This is a genomic window from Lysinibacillus sp. NPDC094177 (assembly GCF_050279145.1).
GTDB lineage: Bacteria > Bacillota > Bacilli > Bacillales_A > Planococcaceae > Lysinibacillus.
Map to the genome: position 1 here is coordinate 418,125 of NZ_JBNNTW010000001.1, position 17,619 is coordinate 435,743.

The 17,619-nt window shown below is 36.1% G+C and carries 16 protein-coding genes; 2 read left to right on the forward strand and 14 right to left on the reverse strand.

Annotated elements, in window-relative coordinates:
* Nucleotides 1-162: 162 nt before the first annotated feature.
* The 10 genes from ACQKNC_RS01980 to ACQKNC_RS02025 all read right to left on the reverse strand — a co-directional run bounded on the left by ACQKNC_RS01980 (nt 163) and on the right by ACQKNC_RS02025 (nt 9,079).
* Nucleotides 163-411: a DUF2164 domain-containing protein gene (locus ACQKNC_RS01980; protein ID WP_427423214.1), complete on the reverse strand. Its 249-nt coding sequence runs from the start codon at nt 409-411 to the stop codon at nt 163-165.
* A 117-nt stretch (nt 412-528) separates the two neighbouring features.
* Nucleotides 529-753: a hypothetical protein gene (locus ACQKNC_RS01985; protein WP_427423215.1), complete on the reverse strand. Its 225-nt coding sequence runs from the start codon at nt 751-753 to the stop codon at nt 529-531.
* A 16-nt stretch (nt 754-769) separates the two neighbouring features.
* On the reverse strand, nt 770-1,891 hold the full coding sequence (locus ACQKNC_RS01990) for a Nif3-like dinuclear metal center hexameric protein (protein ID WP_427423216.1): 1,122 nt from the start codon (nt 1,889-1,891) through the stop codon (nt 770-772).
* 1 nt (nt 1,892) lies between these two features.
* The gene (locus ACQKNC_RS01995; protein ID WP_427423217.1) at nt 1,893-2,585 is read right to left on the reverse strand and encodes a tRNA (adenine(22)-N(1))-methyltransferase; all 693 of its coding nucleotides are present in this window, start codon (nt 2,583-2,585) and stop codon (nt 1,893-1,895) included.
* A 182-nt stretch (nt 2,586-2,767) separates the two neighbouring features.
* Entirely contained in the window at nt 2,768-3,118 is a 351-nt protein-coding gene (locus ACQKNC_RS02000; RefSeq protein ID WP_427423218.1) for a c-type cytochrome, read from the reverse strand.
* A 479-nt stretch (nt 3,119-3,597) separates the two neighbouring features.
* Nucleotides 3,598-4,167, reverse strand: coding sequence for a hypothetical protein (locus ACQKNC_RS02005; protein ID WP_427423219.1), 570 nt, complete (start codon nt 4,165-4,167; stop codon nt 3,598-3,600).
* Between the two features lie 250 nt (nt 4,168-4,417).
* Nucleotides 4,418-5,545 carry an RNA polymerase sigma factor RpoD gene (gene rpoD / locus ACQKNC_RS02010; RefSeq protein WP_427423220.1) on the reverse strand — a complete coding sequence of 376 codons (1,128 nt, stop codon included), beginning with the start codon at nt 5,543-5,545 and terminating at the stop codon, nt 4,418-4,420.
* A 31-nt stretch (nt 5,546-5,576) separates the two neighbouring features.
* Entirely contained in the window at nt 5,577-7,409 is a 1,833-nt protein-coding gene (gene dnaG, locus ACQKNC_RS02015) for a DNA primase (protein ID WP_427423221.1), read from the reverse strand.
* A 205-nt stretch (nt 7,410-7,614) separates the two neighbouring features.
* Nucleotides 7,615-8,427: a pyruvate, water dikinase regulatory protein gene (locus ACQKNC_RS02020; RefSeq protein WP_427423222.1), complete on the reverse strand. Its 813-nt coding sequence runs from the start codon at nt 8,425-8,427 to the stop codon at nt 7,615-7,617.
* 19 nt (nt 8,428-8,446) lie between these two features.
* Nucleotides 8,447-9,079: a helix-turn-helix transcriptional regulator gene (locus ACQKNC_RS02025; protein WP_427423223.1), complete on the reverse strand. Its 633-nt coding sequence runs from the start codon at nt 9,077-9,079 to the stop codon at nt 8,447-8,449.
* Between the two features lie 457 nt (nt 9,080-9,536).
* Between ACQKNC_RS02025 and ACQKNC_RS02030 the strand changes: the two genes are divergently transcribed.
* The gene (locus ACQKNC_RS02030) at nt 9,537-10,922 is read left to right on the forward strand and encodes a glycine--tRNA ligase (protein WP_427423224.1); all 1,386 of its coding nucleotides are present in this window, start codon (nt 9,537-9,539) and stop codon (nt 10,920-10,922) included.
* Between the two features lie 48 nt (nt 10,923-10,970).
* Here the strand turns inward: ACQKNC_RS02030 and ACQKNC_RS02035 are convergent, their stop codons facing one another.
* On the reverse strand, nt 10,971-12,716 hold the full coding sequence (locus ACQKNC_RS02035; RefSeq protein ID WP_427423225.1) for an HD-GYP domain-containing protein: 1,746 nt from the start codon (nt 12,714-12,716) through the stop codon (nt 10,971-10,973).
* A gap of 1,048 nt (nt 12,717-13,764) precedes the next feature.
* Between ACQKNC_RS02035 and ACQKNC_RS02040 the strand changes: the two genes are divergently transcribed.
* A complete protein-coding gene (locus ACQKNC_RS02040; protein ID WP_427423226.1) occupies nt 13,765-15,198 on the forward strand; it encodes an S-layer homology domain-containing protein in 1,434 nt (477 codons plus the stop codon).
* 29 nt (nt 15,199-15,227) lie between these two features.
* Here ACQKNC_RS02040 and recO read toward each other — a convergent pair whose 3' ends face one another.
* The 3 genes from recO to ACQKNC_RS02055 form a co-directional block, all read right to left on the reverse strand.
* Complete coding sequence (recO, locus tag ACQKNC_RS02045) at nt 15,228-16,019, reverse strand: DNA repair protein RecO (protein ID WP_427423227.1); 792 nt, start codon at nt 16,017-16,019, stop codon at nt 15,228-15,230.
* Nucleotides 16,020-16,149: 130 nt separating this feature from the next.
* Nucleotides 16,150-17,067, reverse strand: a complete 918-nt coding sequence (gene era / locus ACQKNC_RS02050; RefSeq protein ID WP_427423228.1) for a GTPase Era — start codon at nt 17,065-17,067, stop codon at nt 16,150-16,152.
* Entirely contained in the window at nt 17,054-17,467 is a 414-nt protein-coding gene (locus ACQKNC_RS02055; RefSeq protein WP_400722965.1) for a cytidine deaminase, read from the reverse strand. The genes era and ACQKNC_RS02055 overlap by 14 nt, the downstream gene beginning before the upstream one ends.
* Between the last annotated feature and the right edge of the window lie 152 nt (nt 17,468-17,619).

Sequence of the window (17,619 nt, forward strand, 5' to 3'; positions counted from 1 at the left end):
AAACGGTTCTCCTAGCCATGTTGTACAGGAATCCATTCCTTTATTCATTGCATGGATGGTTAATTAAAATCATTATTTTTTACTTTGAATCAAATTATCTTTAATCCAAGATAAAAATATCATATAATTATAAAAATTGCCAATTATTTGATTCGAGTAAAATTATTTTATCTTAATAGGTCTTTCTAATGCTGCAAGCTCATCCTCAATCGATGCATATTGTCTTTCTACAACATATTTTGCATCCGTGATAGCCGCATTATATATATGCGGAGAAATATTTTCCTTTATAAAATCAAATACTCTTTCTGCTTCAAATTCTGTAATATCCTCATCACGATTATTATAGAAATATCGTTGAATATCAGCTATTATTGTTTCCTGTTGTTCTTTTGTTAATCGAATAAACAATTCAAAACTCTCCTCTCATAGCAATTTATACTTACCTATCATAACATTCTAAAATTAATGCATGCATACACAAAAAGACTGAATTATATCTAATACTATAATTCAGCCTTGTTATTATTACTGTTTACATTTAAATGAATAGTTTGTTGATAGAAAATTCTTTTCCTTTGAAACAATGGCTTCTCCACCATCTTTTTCACATTGCTCGGTCATAGCATCAATTTTTTTGGCATTCATCGTATTCGTCATGAATGTCATACCTACGCCAAACACAGCAATTAGCAAACCAATCATAATCCATAACTTGCCAGCTTTATTGCCAGCAGGTCTTTCAGTCGCCACAGCCTATTCCCCTCTCTTACACGAATAAAAATGGTTCTGTATGAATAGTAGATTGGACAAATTCAACAGAATATTTTTTATCCTCACACATTCTTGCCATCTTTTTAGCTACTCCTGCAATCATCACTTTCTCAACATGATGACCTGGATCTACGATTTGTAGACCAATTGCTTGAGCGTCCTGGGCAGTATGGAAATACATATCTCCCGTTAAAAATACATCTGCCCCAGCACGTTTCGCAGAATAGATATATTTATTGCCGTCGCCACCAACAAGCGCGACTTTTTTCACCTTTGACTGTAAATCACCAACAACTCGGACAGCAGGTACATCTAGCTGTTGCTTAACAAATTGTGTAAATTCATGAAGTGTCATTTCTTGTGGTAAATAACCAACTCGTCCTAAGCCCATTTTATTCGTTTGCTGGTCTAGGCGAATGATATCATAGGCAGGTTCTTCATATGGATGTGCGTTTAACATTGCCTTTAATACACGATTTTTTATGGGTTCCGGAAAAACCACTTCTACTTTCACTTCTTCTTCAACATGTAATTCACCAATAGAACCTACATGTGGATTTGCACTTGCCAGTGCACGGAAACGTCCTTCTCCTAAAGTAGTATAACTACACGCTTCATAATCTCCAATACGACCAGCACCTGACTTTGCTAATGCCGCACGTAAATCATTGGCATTTGCAGTCGGTATAAAAACTGCCATCTTCAACATATTTTCCGCATATGTTTCTTCCAAAATAGAACGGTTTTCAAGCTGTAGAGCATCTGCTAGTAAATCGTTGACACCACCTTCAGCCACATCTAGATTCGTATGTGCTGCGTAAACGGCAATATCATTTTTTATAAGCTTTTCATATAAACGCCCTGCTGGACTGTCAGTACGAATATTCGAAAGACGTCTAAAAATCGGTGGATGATGCGCTATTATTAGCTCGCATCCTTGAGCAATAGCCTCCTCAGCTACTGCATCATTAACATCTAATGTGACTAATACTTTACTTACAGGTTTATTTAATGTACCGATTGCAAGACCAATTGGGTCATTTTCCATACAGGCCAGCTTTTTAGGTGACCATGATTCGAATAATTGGATAATTTCCTGACCATTTACTGTTTTCATCTCACAGAACCCCTTCTACTATATTGAGTAGAGCCACTAATTCTGCCCGTTTTTCTTCAATTTCAGGTGTTTGATCTGCCCCTTCTATGGACTGTAATACACGCTGCCAATTTTCTTTTTCACGTAACCACTTTTTAATAAATGCTGGTGATTTTCGTTGCATTAATTTCGGCCCAAATAAAATTTCTGGTTCCGTTAACGTCATTGAGCTTCTTTGCAATACAAGAATTTCATAAATTTTTTCGTCTTCCTCTAAAATTTCTTCGTCTTGTATTGCCCAATTATGTGCTAGTGCCCATTCGCGAATCACTTTAGCATGAATATTTGGTTGCAAAATAAGCCTTGTTACCCCTTGCAGTTTTTCAGGATGCTTCTCCAAAATGGAGACAATAAGAGGTCCACCCATCCCAGCAATAGTAACTGTATCTACGTGATCAGCTTCTTCCACTGCCGCTAAGCCATTCGCAAGTCTTACTGTAATTTTTTCTGTTAAGCCTTCCTTTTGTACCTGTCCTACTGCTGATTCAAATGGTCCTTTCACAACTTCCCCAGCTATCGCATAAGAAGCAATACCTTTATGAATTAAGTAGCATGGTAAATATGCATGGTCGCTGCCAATATCAGCTACAATCGCACCAGAGGGTACATATTTTGCTACTGTTTCTAATCGCTTTGATAATTTTTGTGCATTCATTTTTTTACCGCCTGTCTTAAATAGTGTCCATTCTTAGTATGTATGATGTCGTGAAAAAAAACAAATGGAGTTGACTCAAATTTTTGAGCAACTCCATTTTTTTCATGAATTGAAATGAAGGTAAATAAATTGTAGCTGTACCGATTACGCTTAAACGCTTTCAGTACAGCTACATTTTTAGACTATTTTAGAGTTGAAATGTACTTAGCGATTGCTTTTGCTTCCGCTTCGTTTTTCATACCAGGCTCCATTGGAGTTCCTGGGATACCTTTTGTTAAAACTTCTACGATACGAGCTTCATCTTTGCCGTGTAGATTTGGACCATAAGCCCCTTTTAAGTCAGCACCGTGACAACTAATACAAGATTGTACTAATGCAGCACCGTCATCAGTAGCTTCTGTTTTTTCGCCACCACCTTCTTTTTCAGCAGCGATTTCTTTTTTGTTCTCTGCGCCTGTTAAAGACATGAAGAAAATAAGGCCAATACCAAATGCTAAAATTAAGATGTAAGGAACGACTGGATTGTTTTTCATATGTTTCCCCTCCTCATTTTAAATCTACTTCTATGATAATATAGAATCAGTCAACATCTAATATTGTACTTCATTAACCATGAAACGAAAAGCCCTATTCGCTAAGTTTTCCTTTGTTTGTAACAAATTCGACATTTCTGTAACTATTGGATAAAATATGTCTTGAAATCTCCAATATTTGGACTAACCATTACCTTTTTAACAATTAGATTCTTTACATGCTTTTATCTTTCCTCTCTTTGCACATTCATATACCAAGAAAATAAAAATATCTTTTTTTTACATTAGCTAAATTATTATCTCAAAATACTAGTGGGTTTTCTTCATCTCACTGATTATTAGTCTACAATAAGGCTTTTAGGGGAAGTTAATGTAAGATCATTTCAAATACAAATTTTGATATAAAAAGAATCCGTAAGCTTTTTAAAAGCAAACAGATTCTTGTCTTGTCAGTGAAACTAATTTACGAAGTGAATTTCTTATAATAAGTTTATGATATAATAGCCAATCAGTGCTAGTAAACCTAGTACACCTGAGACCGTGAAATAAAGTAGCTTCATTTTTATACCTGACCAAAGCCAAACCCCACAGTTTGCTGCAATCAAGCAAAACAAGGCAATATTATTTCCATTAAAATATGTAGTGTAAATACGAATAGACATACTAAACAATAAAATTGCAGCTAATAAATGGAAAACAGGTGCTAATAAATCATTTTTTTGTGCCGTTCGAAACGCCATTAGAAATAATATCAAGGCAGCTATTCCAACGACAATCGTTAAAATTAACGTTAACGTTACAGATGATATTGTAAAATAAATAGTTAACAGCGCAATCATTGCAATACATATACTTGCAATTAAAAGTAACAACTTTCTTTTTTCTGAAGGCAATATGGCTTGTTTATGATGTACTGGTTCTAACTCCTCTAGATCTTCCCCCTCTGCATAAAGAGCCGCTAAAAAGTCACAGTAATGCTCTGGTAATAGCTTATTCTGCTTCCAAAACAAAATCTCATTCAAGATTATTTTTTTTCGAGGATTTGTCATAGTGTTTACTCCAAACATTGCTTTATAATGGTTGTTATTACAATTTTATCTCAAAATATAAAAAAACACATCTGTATAAAGTAGCAAAAATATTTTGATTGTCTAACTCTAATACACGATATAAATATTTTCTAAACAATATTTTCTTTTGATAAACTTTGCTTATTCGCGTATTCTCCTGATTCTAAAGAAGCATAAAAAGGGCTACCCAATTAGTCATCCTAATTAGATAGCCCCAACCTATTTATCTTTATTCTAAGAAGTCTTTTAAACGTTTGCTACGAGAAGGGTGGCGTAATTTTCTAAGCGCCTTAGCTTCAATTTGGCGAATACGCTCACGTGTTACACCAAATACTTTCCCTACTTCTTCTAAAGTACGTGTGCGACCATCATCTAAACCGAAACGTAAGCGAAGGACATTTTCTTCACGGTCAGTTAATGTATCTAACACATCCTCTAATTGTTCTTTTAACAATTCATAAGCTGCATGGTCAGATGGAGATTGAGCTTCAGAATCTTCAATAAAGTCCCCTAAATGTGAATCATCTTCTTCTCCAATTGGTGTTTCAAGAGATACTGGTTCTTGCGCAATTTTTAGAATTTCACGTACTTTTTCAGGTGTTAAATCCATTTCTTCCCCAATTTCTTCTGGAGATGGCTCGCGACCTAAGTCCTGTAATAATTGTCGTTGTACTCGAATTAATTTATTAATTGTTTCTACCATATGCACTGGAATACGGATTGTACGTGCTTGGTCCGCAATTGCACGTGTAATTGCTTGGCGAATCCACCATGTTGCATAAGTGGAGAATTTAAAGCCTTTACGGTAATCAAATTTCTCAACAGCCTTGATAAGCCCCATATTCCCCTCTTGAATTAAATCAAGGAATAGCATACCACGGCCAACATATCGCTTCGCAATCGATACAACAAGACGTAAGTTTGCTTCTGCTAAACGTTTACGTGCTTCTTCGTCACCTTGCTCAATACGTTCCGCTAATGCGATTTCTTGCTCGGCAGAAAGTAAATCAACTCGACCAATTTCTTTTAAATACATTCGTACAGGGTCATTTATTTTAACACCTGGTGGCACACTCAAATCATTTAAATCGAAAGTCTCTTCATTTGCTTCTTCTTTCATTAAGCTCTCTTCTTCAAATTCTTCTTTTCCGATGATTTGAATGTCTTTATTCTTTTCAAGATCTTCAGCAAAATGGAAAATCTCTTCATTCTCCAATTCATAAGGCGCTAGTTTCTCTGAAATTTCTTTCATAGAAATTTCACCTTCTGTTTTTGCTTTTTCTTGTAGTAATTTTTTTGCTTCATCTAATGTAATTTCTACTTCTACCTCTTTTGAACGTTCTGACTTGTCCGCCATAAACCTTCCTCCTTCTAACAACCGAATCGGGTTAAATCGCCGATAACGATTTTCTTAAATGAATAATCTGTTGGGCGATTTCAAGTGCACGCACATACTCATGCATCTTCTCCGCTTCCTTTGACTCATGCATCTTTTGTTGAATTTCTTGCTCAATTCTATATTTTTGCAGCTGACGTATTGAATCTGCGACCTCAGCCTCTGCTTGGTCGGGATCCCGTTCCGCTAAAGCCGCTTCCATTACAATCTTTCGTAATTCAGAGTCATCTAATATCTCAACAAAACGCTGATAATCAGGATGACCATATTCCTCATAAAATCCTACTAAGCGAACAAAAACTGCCATATAGGCATCTCGTACAAACGGATCTTTTTGCTCACTACGTAATACCCTGTCCACTACATCTATATTATGAAGCATATGAGCCAGTAATAAACGTTCGGCACGTTCGGCTGCGTCCATAGGCTTATGTTGCGGAGTGACCGGCATCGAAGGCGGTTGAACAGGCATTTCTACTTTTGCAGAACGGACCTGATTTGCCTCTAGCTTTCGGAATTGAGCATAAATCGCTTCTTCCGAGATATTTGTTTCATTCGATAGCTGTCTTATATACAAATCTCGTTCAACTGGTGATGATCTTCCTACCAGTTGTTCAAGAACCTCTTGAATATATTGAAGCGTATCATTTTCAAACTGAAAGTTCTTATTTCGTCTAGCATGCATCATCATAAAAGCAATATACGCATGAGGGTTTTCCAAAATTTGTTCTTTAAATGCTTGTCCACCTAAACTACGAATGTATTCATCGGGATCTAGCTTATCTGGTAACACCGCAATATTAACTTTCATACGTTCCGTTTGAAGTAACTGTGCCGCTCTTTTTGCCGCATCAAAACCTGCATTATCACCGTCATAGCAAATCGTAATCTGCTCTACTAAGCGCTTTAGCTTTGTGATATGCTGATTCGTAAGCGAAGTGCCCATTGTTGCTACAGCATTCGTTACACCAACAGAGGTTGCTGCTAAAACATCCATAAATCCTTCCATCAATACTACTTGACGATTTTTTCTAATTGAGGTTCGTGCTTTATCTAGGTTATATAGCACTTCACTCTTTTGAAAAATCGGTGATTCTGGACTATTTAAATATTTTGCCTCTTCACCAGTCGATGCAAGTATTCGTCCTGAGAATGCTATAATCTTACCGTTCTCATCACGAATGGGAAACATAATACGCCCTCTAAAACGATCAAAATAGCGTTCTTCCCCTTCTCGCTTGATTATTAAACCACTTTCCGCGATTTCTTGTAAGTTATAACCTTTTCTTTCAAGCAATATCGTTAATGCATCAAAGCTTGGAAGAGACCATCCAATGCTATTAGATTCTATAAGTTCCCTTGTAAATCCTCTTTCTAGCAAATAATTTAAAGGTTCTTCACCATCTTCCGTATTTAACAGTAAATGATGAAAGAAATCTGCAGCAAAAGCGTGTGCTTCTTTCATCCTTTCTTCTGCTTTAGATACCTTTTTCGTTACTTCAGGTAAACTTGGCCCCACATCTAAATGTATGCCAACACGTTCACCAAGTTTCACGACTGCGTCAGGAAAAGAAACGCCTTCTATATCCATGACAAAAGTAATAGCATTACCACCTGCACCACAACCAAAGCAATGAAAAATTTGTTTGTCTGATGACACAGAAAAAGATGGCGTTTGTTCTCCATGAAATGGACAGAGACCAAACCAATTGCGCCCACGCTTTGTAAGCTGCATGTATTCGCTTATGACATCTACAATATCTGATTGTGTGCGAATCTGTTCAATCACTTCTTCAGGAATCTTCCCTGCCAAATCCATCACCATCTTTAAATAACGTTCTAAAACACAATTCGCTATCCGATTTAAAAATCCTTTATTTCTCGACAAAAAAATAGGATTTTTCTCTTAATAAATATTTTTACCACAATTTTATTATTATAAAACATAAATTAGTTTTAATCTATACTATTTTCAAAACCGACTCAAAAAAACCGCCTCACAACCGAGGTGGTTTATCATCATTCGTTTCTTATTTACAGTTCGAGATATGCTCAATAATGACGTTTGCTGTTTCTTCAACAGCTTTGTTTGTCACATCAATAACCTTACAACCAATTTTAGCGACAATTTTTTCAAAATGCTGGATTTCTTCTAATATCCGATTATGCTGCGCATAGATAGCATCGTCATTCAATCCAAGAGACATTAATCTCTCTTTTCTAATTGAGTTTAATTTATCAGGAGAAATAATTAAACCAAAACATTTTTTTGGATCAATTATTAATAGTTCTTCGGGTGGCTCCACTTCTGGTACTAAAGGTACGTTCGCCACCTTATAGCGTTTATGTGCTAAATATTGTGATAACGGTGTTTTAGAGGTGCGTGAAACACCGACTAACACAATATCAGCTTGTAATAGACCACGTGGATCTCTACCATCATCATATTTTACTGCAAATTCAATAGCCTCAATTTTTTTAAAATAATCATCATCTAGCTGGTGAACGATCCCTGGTGCTTCTAATGGGAATTCTTCCACAAATGTTGCCATAGTTTTTAAAGCAGGTCCTAAAATATCGACAGCATATATCTTTTCTTGCTCACACAAATCATGTAATAACGATCGCATATCCTGTCGAACAAGCGTGTACACAATAAATGCCTTCTGTTTTGCTGCAAGGCACACAATTTTTCGAATGAGCTCCTCTGATTGTATATGAGGAAAACGACGAATTGCCGTGTTTTCCAAACCAGGTCGAAATTGGCTAATAACTGCTTTCGCTACTTGATCGCCAGTTTCACCGACTGAATCAGATACAACAAAAACCCGTAGTCTTTTCATGCTGCTCTCCTTCAAATATTTAGACATTCTGTGCAAGTGATAAGAATGCTCGTGTAATCGTCGTTTTTGTAAGTCGACCAACTATTGTCAACCCACCATCTTGTGGCTCTACTACTGGTAGCGAATCAACTTCTCGTTCAATTAGTTTATTCGCTGCGACAACTAAAGAATCTGATCTCTCACAGTACGAGATATTTGGCATACGTGTCATAATAATATGTACAGGAATTTTGTTTAAATCCTGTGTCCCAATACTTGTACGTAGTAAATCCTTACGAGAAAGTACCCCAGTCAAAAATTCATTCTTATCTACGACAAAGAGTGTTCCTACATCCTCCGAAAACATGAAGCAAATCGCATCATAAACAGTCATTGTTTCCGGTACAACAACAGGTCCTGAATGAAAATCTTTCACCTTTAAATTGTGAATACTATCTATCAATGTAACGGATGCTTTTTTACCTGAATAGAAATAGCCAACACGAGGTCTAGCATCTAAAAAGCCCGCCATTGTGAGTATAGCTAAATCTGGTCTTAAAGTCGCTCTTGTCAGATTGAGACGTTCTGCAATATGTTCGCCTGTAATTGGGCCGTTTTCTTTCACAATTTGTAAAATGTCTTCCTGACGTTTATTGAGTTCGATTGGACTCACCGCCTCAAATCTAATAGTGTTATACTTATGCTCAATTATTATATACTATTTTAATAATTATTGCGAAGAAAAGAACTACATGCTACAATATTGACACATACGCTTGCTCTAAATGTATTTTCGAGCGATTTGCGTTATACAGGCGATGATGGGAAAAAAGTATCTGTTCCATTTTAAAGCGAGTAGAAGATAGTGAAAGTCTACACAGCAACAGAGAAAAGGCACTCCTTGAGCTAACTTTTTGAAAAGAGGTTTTAAACAACTCGTTTAAAACAATCAGGGTGGAACCGCGGGTCTTAGCACTCGTCCCTGGGCATTCATTGTGCCCGGAGACGGGTGCTATTTTTAATTTAGTTCTTACTAAATTAAAAATTATCTCTGGCGAATTTCATCAATTATTTGTATAAATTCGCTAAAAAATATTCACTCTTTGAAAACTATGAAGGAGGCTATTTTTATGGCTAACAAATCAATGGAAACAATTGTATCATTAGCGAAGCATCGTGGCTTTGTCTTCCCTGGTTCTGAAATCTATGGAGGCTTAGCAAACACTTGGGATTACGGTCCACTAGGTGTTGAATTAAAAAACAATGTTAAAAAAGCATGGTGGCAAAAATTCGTCCAAGAATCGGAGCACAATGTTGGAATAGATGCTGCAATATTAATGAACCCAAAAGCATGGGTGGCTTCTGGTCACGTTGGTAACTTTAATGACCCAATGATTGATTGTAAGGCATGTAAAGCGCGCCATCGTGCTGATAAAATCATCGAGGATGCTGCGCTAGCTAAAGGCGATGAAATCATTGTTGATGGTATGACATTTGACCAAATGAAAGAAACGATGATTAAGTATGATGTAGTGTGCCCAGATTGTGGTAAAGCTGATTTTACAGATATTCGTCAATTTAATTTAATGTTTAAAACATTCCAAGGTGTAACAGAATCTTCTACAAACGAAATTTATTTACGCCCAGAAACAGCACAAGGTATTTTCGTGAACTTTAAAAACGTACAACGTTCTATGCGTAAACGTACACCATTCGGTATTGCTCAAATCGGTAAATCATTCCGTAACGAAATTACTCCAGGTAACTTCACTTTCCGTACACGTGAATTTGAACAAATGGAACTTGAATTTTTCTGTAAGCCAGGCGAGGACCTTGAATGGCACGCATACTGGAAAGAATTTTGTAAAAATTGGTTATTAAATTTAGGCATGAAAGAAGAGTCTATGCGCCTTCGCGATCATGAAGAAGACGAATTATCTCACTACTCAAATGCTACAACTGATATCGAATTTAAATTCCCATTCGGTTGGGGCGAGCTTTGGGGCGTAGCGGATCGCACAGATTTCGATTTAAAACAGCATATGGAGCATTCTGGTGAAGATTTCACTTACATCGATCCAGTATCAAACGAACGTTACGTTCCATATTGCATCGAACCTTCTTTAGGTGCAGACCGTGTAACATTAGCATTCCTTTGCGATGCATATGATGAGGAAGAGCCTGAAGGCGATGATAAGCGTACAGTTTTACGCTTCCACCCAGCTCTAGCACCATTTAAAGCTGCAGTCCTACCACTTTCTAAAAAGCTTTCTGATGAGGCTACTGATGTTTGGGCAGAGCTCCGCAAAGCATTCCCAGTTGACTTTGACGAGTCTCAATCAATCGGTAAACGTTACCGTCGTCAAGATGAAATTGGTACACCGTTCTGTATCACATACGACTTTGACTCAAAAGAAGATGGCCAAGTTACAGTACGTCATCGCGATTCAATGTCTCAAGTTCGTATGCCAATTACAGATGTTAAAGCATACATTGAAAAACATCTTCAATTCTAAATTAATAAGTATAACAAAAGGGAGTCGCTTAAATGCGACTCCCTCTTGTTATGCCTTCAATGATGTAAACAAGCGCTCTTGCATCTTCTCCTCAAATGAAAACCTTTTCATATTCATACCGACTAAGCTAATGAGCAATTCCTCAATATCTGCAAGCGAATAATAAAGGAATGTCCCTTCTCTCATTGGACGAACTCGTCTATCAACTGTCAGCTCATCCTCTATAAAATAAGCTATATTTACGTTACAATGTTCCATTAATTGTGTAATACGCTGGTCATCATCTGGATTAATAAAGAACGGTACAATTTTGTCAATATACAAAATACTTTGTACAAGTTTAATGAAGAAATTTTCACGAAGTGAAGATTCCACAACTAATATAGTTGTTTGCTCATGCTGATAATCCATATACAATACATTCAATTGCTCTTCTAATAATTTCTTTAGAATATTAATAGAATTCCTATATTTTGTCATATCCGTTTGAATTTCTCTTGTTAATAAACGTAGAATTCGAAAGGCAGGTAAAAATATTTTTAAAACAATTTCTTTAGGATGTAAATGATCTATTAGTTTATTAAAGTAGACTCTTAAACTATTTTCGTCACAACGAATTAACTGTTCTATAAATAAGTTAAAAATTTCTTCAAAGCTGTTGGCACGATAATCAATCATTTTCGCAATTTTCACACTATAATTCAAAGGTAAAATCATAGATTTTTGTTCATCCAACAATTTAACTTTAGGTAACGTTGGGAATAAATCATAGACAAGTTCCACTTGTGCACTTCGATTATCAGATAATTGAACAACTGAGTTGACAGGATAAATTCCTAAGCACTCTACAAATTTATGCATATATTTCTCGTTATATAAATGTCGATCACGATATAAAACAGCTAATGCATCTGTTGCAGCATATCCAGAATGATATACACGCTTTGATGTCAATGCTGAATAAACATCAATAATTTGCAGTAATTGAACGCCCTCACACATATCATCCTCACAAAGCTGATTCGGATAACCCTGACCGGCAAAGCGCTCATGATGATCCCGTGCAAAATAGGCAATATCCTCTTCCCCATTTTCTATTAGCAGTTCATAACCTTTAGTCGTGTGAGCTTTGACAATGTCAAACTCATCTTCTGATAATTTTCGTTTTAAATTCAATATTTCTTGCGGAATAAATACTTTCCCAATATCGTGGAACAAATAGCCCCTTGCTAGCGTTTCAATATCCGTTAAACCTAAATAACGCGCAAAAATTGTACCTAAAACGAAAACATCAAATGAATGAATAAAAGAATATTCATCCCATTCTTTTAAGCGTATGAGTAATTCATAGCGATGTTTTTTTTCTAAAATTCTTTCAAAAACACCTCGTACATAAGCAGTATCTTGCATACTTTTTAAAATTTGACCATAGCGCAATTCATGCACAACATTCTCTAATGTTGTCATGAAAAGGTTACTTATTGTTTCTTTATACTCATCTACTTCATCCTTTGTATCCATTAGTGGTGCAAATACATCTTCGTACTCCTTTGTACGCTGAACACTTAAATCATGAACAATTCGGACTGAATCAGATGGTAAAAAAACAGATAATTCATCTACTTTTCTAAGTTTAAGTAAGGCAATAATTCGTTCCGTTAAAACTAGATCTTTTTTAGCTAGTAAACGATACTCAGAAAAAATATCTTCAGCCAATATATCATTTGCTTCAACTTCATCAATACTTAACGTCACTTTTCTTAGCATATTTTCTGCCACATACGCAATGTTCAAGCATTATGTGACTCCCTCCTTCTTTCATAAGACTGCGTTGCTCTTAAAACGACGCTTTTGCTGATAGAGGCATGTTTTACATTTTATATGCATGTCAGATGTATATAATTTGGCTTAGTTTCAATGGGTACAAAATATATACGAATACAAGAATAGTTTAAATATCATCTATATCATTTACAATATCATAGATTAAAATGCCTTTTCAACTAGTATATGGCACTAGAATGAATAGTTACTACTATGTTTATATTAAAAACTCTTTTAAAATTAATACTTTATACTTAATAAATTCAATTAATAACAGATATCAATCGGAAATCATAAAGATATAAAGACCTATATTTCAAAATGTAAAAATGTATATTTATAAGTATCAGCTAATTTTTTATTATAAATAATATTTCTGTAAAATCTAAAAGATTAATCAATTTGTCCTAAAGCTATTAATAAAAAATCAATAAGAGTATAGAATTATTAACATTTCGACAAAAATAACCACTTAATATCTATATGGAAATACCTAGAAATTAATCATTTTTTTGTATCATACCTAACTTTTGGCTCATCAATAAAAAGTTAACGATGGTATTTGTTCATTATGCATGCCATTTGTTGATTGGAATAGAGTCAGAGTGATTCCCTGAGGATCAGGGTCACTGATGCCCCCTAGATGACCGAAGTCTAATAAGCATCAAAATTAATGATAGCGCCCTCGTGATTAACCTCCTGTGCAGTCGCTTAGCTTTCGCACAATAAACACATGTTGTCCCAAGTAACTCATCAGACGCCCTAGCAAGTGGAATGGAAATCAGCCAACTTCATGGTGAGATACAAGTTTTTTGCATTTACTTAGGTTCATAGGATAAAATTCCCTCTATTCTCATCTTCATCATTTTGATATAGTAGATTTTAAATGTTAAATAACAATTATTTAACATTTAACGGAGATTCCAACCTATTAACATTCAATCGTTCTTAAATTTGAAATTGAAATCAGGAGGCTCCTAGCTATAAAATTTTTATTACTTACTTTGGAGGAAATAATTTGAAGACTCATCGTTTTTATCAAATCGCAATGGCCTCAGCACTTGCAACAAGCGCTATTGTCATTGCCCCCCCAGCACATGCTGCATCGGTATTCCCCGATATAAATGCGTCAACAGAGGAAGGCCAAGCTGTTATTAACTTAGCCGAACGCGGCATTATTTCAGGCTACCCAGATGGCACATTTAAACCTGCGAATCCCATTACTCGTACACAAGCTGCAAAAATTTTAGCTGGTATATTAAAGCTAGATACAGTTCATGTAAAAAACCCTAATTTTAAGGATATAAAACCTGGCGATGAAAATTATGGTGCAATCGCTGCTTTAGCAAACGCAGGCATTATTAGTGGCTCCAATGGCTATTTCTACCCTACAAAAAATATTACACGTGGACAAATGTCAAAAATGATTGTGAAAGGCTTTAACTTATCAATCACAAACGGCATTAACATCCCTTTCAATGACGTCAAGGCAGGCAATGAATACGAACCATATATAAAAACGCTATTTGCCAACAGCATCACAAAAGGTACAACTCCTACTACCTTCGGACCACAAAATAATGTAAAACGCTCTCAGTTAGCATCTTTTGTTGTACGTGCTGAAAATGCTCAAGGTAACGCTACCGTTCATGCTAGTCAATTTAATCAAGATTATATTTTTGCTTCTTATGGCGGCGTTAAACCTGCAAATGATATTTTTACATGGGATGAAGATGAAGAAGATTTCATGACGGAGTCCATTACAGTTAAACCGCTAAAAGAAGGCACAGGGAAATTAGTAATTTCAGGCTTCGATGAAGATACTCAAGAATTTACTGATTTCTTTTACTTAGTGCATGTGAAGAATGTAAATGGAAAGCTGCAAACAACACTTCAAAAAGTGAATGAAGAGGATTATGTAGAAAACTTGCCGCTCAATTTAGCAGACAGCGATTTAAAATTTGTTCCTACAGAGGTGAGTATTCAAACTCTAGATGGTCAAGATTTATCTCCTGAATTATATAATTTTAAATCAGCAAATAATACAGCTACACTTTCTATCTACAAAAATGGTCAATATATAATAACATTCACCAATGGTACACAACAACAAATAATGGTTGCTGATGTCGATACGTATGATTTCGTGCGTAGTATTGATTTGTATCAAGTTACAATGACAGATGAGTTAACGTTATCGAGTAAAGATCTATCGTTCGAGCCAGCAAATGTTGCCTTGGAAAAATTAAATGCTCAACCAGCAACTGTGAAAGCTTCAATAAAGGATAACAACGTAAATGTTACACCAATAGCAGAAGGTCCCGCTATTTTACATATTACAGGTAAAAATGGTGAAACTGCCTACCTCTATATTGAATTTCTAAAAATCGGTAGTAAATGGGCTACTTATCATGAATTCATGGATGATCCAGAAGAATTTAATGGAATGTAGTGAGTGAAAAATAAAATGCCAGAAGATCATTAATGGTCTTCTGGCGTTTTTTCTTGATCAGTACTTCTTAACTGAAATTCAGGCGTTCTCTCAAGCTGTTCGATAAATTTTTTAGTCTTAAAACGAATTCCTGTTTGTTCCTCGTAAATTGTTGTAATTATTTTTTTTATAAAATACTTTGTTTCCTTTTTCAATTCTAACTTCCCAATCTGATCAATCGGTACTGTATAAAACATTCGGATAAGCTTAAGTTGGATCGGTGTTAATCGAATGATATAAGGATCATGCTGATAACAACGATGACACAAAAAACCTCCCTGAGCAAAAGAAAATGCAAATTCACCGTCTACCGAACCACAAGCAGCACAAGCATGTAATATAGGCTGCACACCTGTATAGGGTAGCATTTTCCATTCTACGAACAATGTAATCGCCTCTGGATCGTAACCTTCCTCAATTGCTTGTAATGCTTGAAGAAGCACATCAAATGCAAGTGGCTCAGCTTTTCCCTCTTCTACTACACGCTCGACAAGTTCCATTATATAACTTGCATATGCAGTTGCCATTATATCCTCACGAATATGGCGCATTGAATTAAGATGCTCACCTTGTTGCAATGTCCCCATACCAGTATGATGTTGTACCATAAACATGCCATACGTGAATGGCTGTGTCACAGAGGCCAATCTACTGGAAGGCTTTTTGGCACCTCGAGCCATCGTAGCAACCTTCCCCGCTTCTCTTGTTAGTAATGTCACGATTTTATTTGATTCTCCATAGGCACGTACCTTTAGAACAATCCCTTCCCATTTATAAAGCACTAGTCCTACTCCTTTCTACTAGCTTTGCATGAAAATAGAGCTCTCCAAAAACTTTGGACAGCTCCATTTAAAACTACAGAGATACATGGTTATGATGTGAAGTCGTTTCGTAACATAACAGCATTACCTATTAATATTCATCATCACGGAAACCGAAGTCACGTAAATGTGTTGATTTATTTCGCCAATCCTTTTGTACCTTTACCCAAAGCTCTAAATACACTTTTGAACCAAGAAGCATTTCAATATCTTTTCTTGCACGTATCCCAACTTCTTTTAATAGCGCTCCACGTTTACCAATGACAATCCCTTTTTGAGAATCCCTTTCCACGATAATCGTTGCTGCTACACGAATTTTATCTTCATTTTCTTCATCACGGCGAATCTTATCAATAACAACAGCAATCGAATGAGGTATTTCTTCACGCGTTAAATGTAACACTTTTTCACGAATTAACTCTGAAATAATAAAACGCTCAGGATGATCCGTTACTTGATCTGCTGGGTAATATTGTGGACCCTCTGGTAAATATTTTGCTAGTGTAGTTAATAAATTTTCTACATTATTCCCTTGTAATGCAGAAATCGGTACTATTTCTGCAAAGTCATATCGCTCTTTGTAGCTTTCAATAATCCCTATTAGTTCATCGGGATGGATTTGATCTATTTTATTAATTACTAGGAAGACAGGCGTTGGGTTACCTGCCAGCATTTCAAGGATGAATTCGTCACCCTTCCCAAGTTTCTGCTCTGCATTTACCATGAACATAATAACATCCACTTCACGCAATGTATTTTTCGAAACCTTTAGCATAAAATCCCCTAGCTTATGCTTCGGCTTGTGGATTCCTGGTGTATCTATAAAAATCATTTGGCTATCATTTGTTGTCAGTACACCTTGTACTTTATTTCGTGTTGTTTGTGGTTTATCACTCATAATCGCGATTTTTTGACCAATGACACGGTTTAAAAATGTTGATTTCCCTACATTTGGTCTACCGATTATCGAGATAAAACCTGATTTGTAGCCATTATTATTTTCCAGCATTCTCTAAATCCTCCGTTGTAAATGCAAACGGTAGTAATTCGCCTACAGACGTTACCGTGACATCACCTTTTAAGTTTGTTAAATAAACAGGCATTGATGGTTTGCAAAATTCCATCATCACTTGACGACAAGCTCCGCATGGCGCACATGGTCCATCCGTATCAGCAACAATAGCAATCGCCTCAAAATCATAAATACCTTCTGACACGGCTTTGAAAAACGCTGTACGCTCAGCACAATTGGTCATACTATAGCCAGCATTTTCAACATTACAGCCATGAATAACCTCTCCATTTTTCGTTAAAATCGCCGCGCCAACTTTAAATTTAGAATAAGGTACATAAGCCTTTTCACGAGCTTTTTTTGATTCCTCTAGTAATGCATGCATATCAATTGTCATTAATGTTGTCCACCTCTACATAAAAATAGCTCATCACCATAACGTGGGTTGATTTCCGTTCCGGCTGGGCGCTTTTATCGCTGCCGCTTCGCTTTCGCACAGAGCAGAGCTTCCTGGGGGCGTCCGATAAGCCGCTTCGCTTGCGCTCCAGG

Bases quoted from the DNA above. Each gene is read 5' to 3' on its own strand.
- ACQKNC_RS01990 (WP_427423216.1), bottom strand. From the start codon at position 1,891: ATGAAAACAGTAAATGGTCAGGAAATTATCCAATTATTCGAATCATGG.
- ACQKNC_RS01995 (WP_427423217.1), bottom strand. From the start codon at position 2,585: ATGAATGCACAAAAATTATCAAAGCGATTAGAAACAGTAGCAAAATAT.
- ACQKNC_RS02000 (WP_427423218.1), bottom strand. From the start codon at position 3,118: ATGAAAAACAATCCAGTCGTTCCTTACATCTTAATTTTAGCATTTGGT.
- ACQKNC_RS02005 (WP_427423219.1), bottom strand. From the start codon at position 4,167: ATGACAAATCCTCGAAAAAAAATAATCTTGAATGAGATTTTGTTTTGG.
- rpoD (WP_427423220.1), bottom strand. From the start codon at position 5,545: ATGGCGGACAAGTCAGAACGTTCAAAAGAGGTAGAAGTAGAAATTACA.
- dnaG (WP_427423221.1), bottom strand. From the start codon at position 7,409: ATGGTGATGGATTTGGCAGGGAAGATTCCTGAAGAAGTGATTGAACAG.
- ACQKNC_RS02020 (WP_427423222.1), bottom strand. From the start codon at position 8,427: ATGAAAAGACTACGGGTTTTTGTTGTATCTGATTCAGTCGGTGAAACT.
- ACQKNC_RS02030 (WP_427423224.1), top strand. From the start codon at position 9,537: ATGGCTAACAAATCAATGGAAACAATTGTATCATTAGCGAAGCATCGT.
- era (WP_427423228.1), bottom strand. From the start codon at position 17,067: ATGCTGGAAAATAATAATGGCTACAAATCAGGTTTTATCTCGATAATC.
- ACQKNC_RS02055 (WP_400722965.1), bottom strand. From the start codon at position 17,467: ATGACAATTGATATGCATGCATTACTAGAGGAATCAAAAAAAGCTCGT.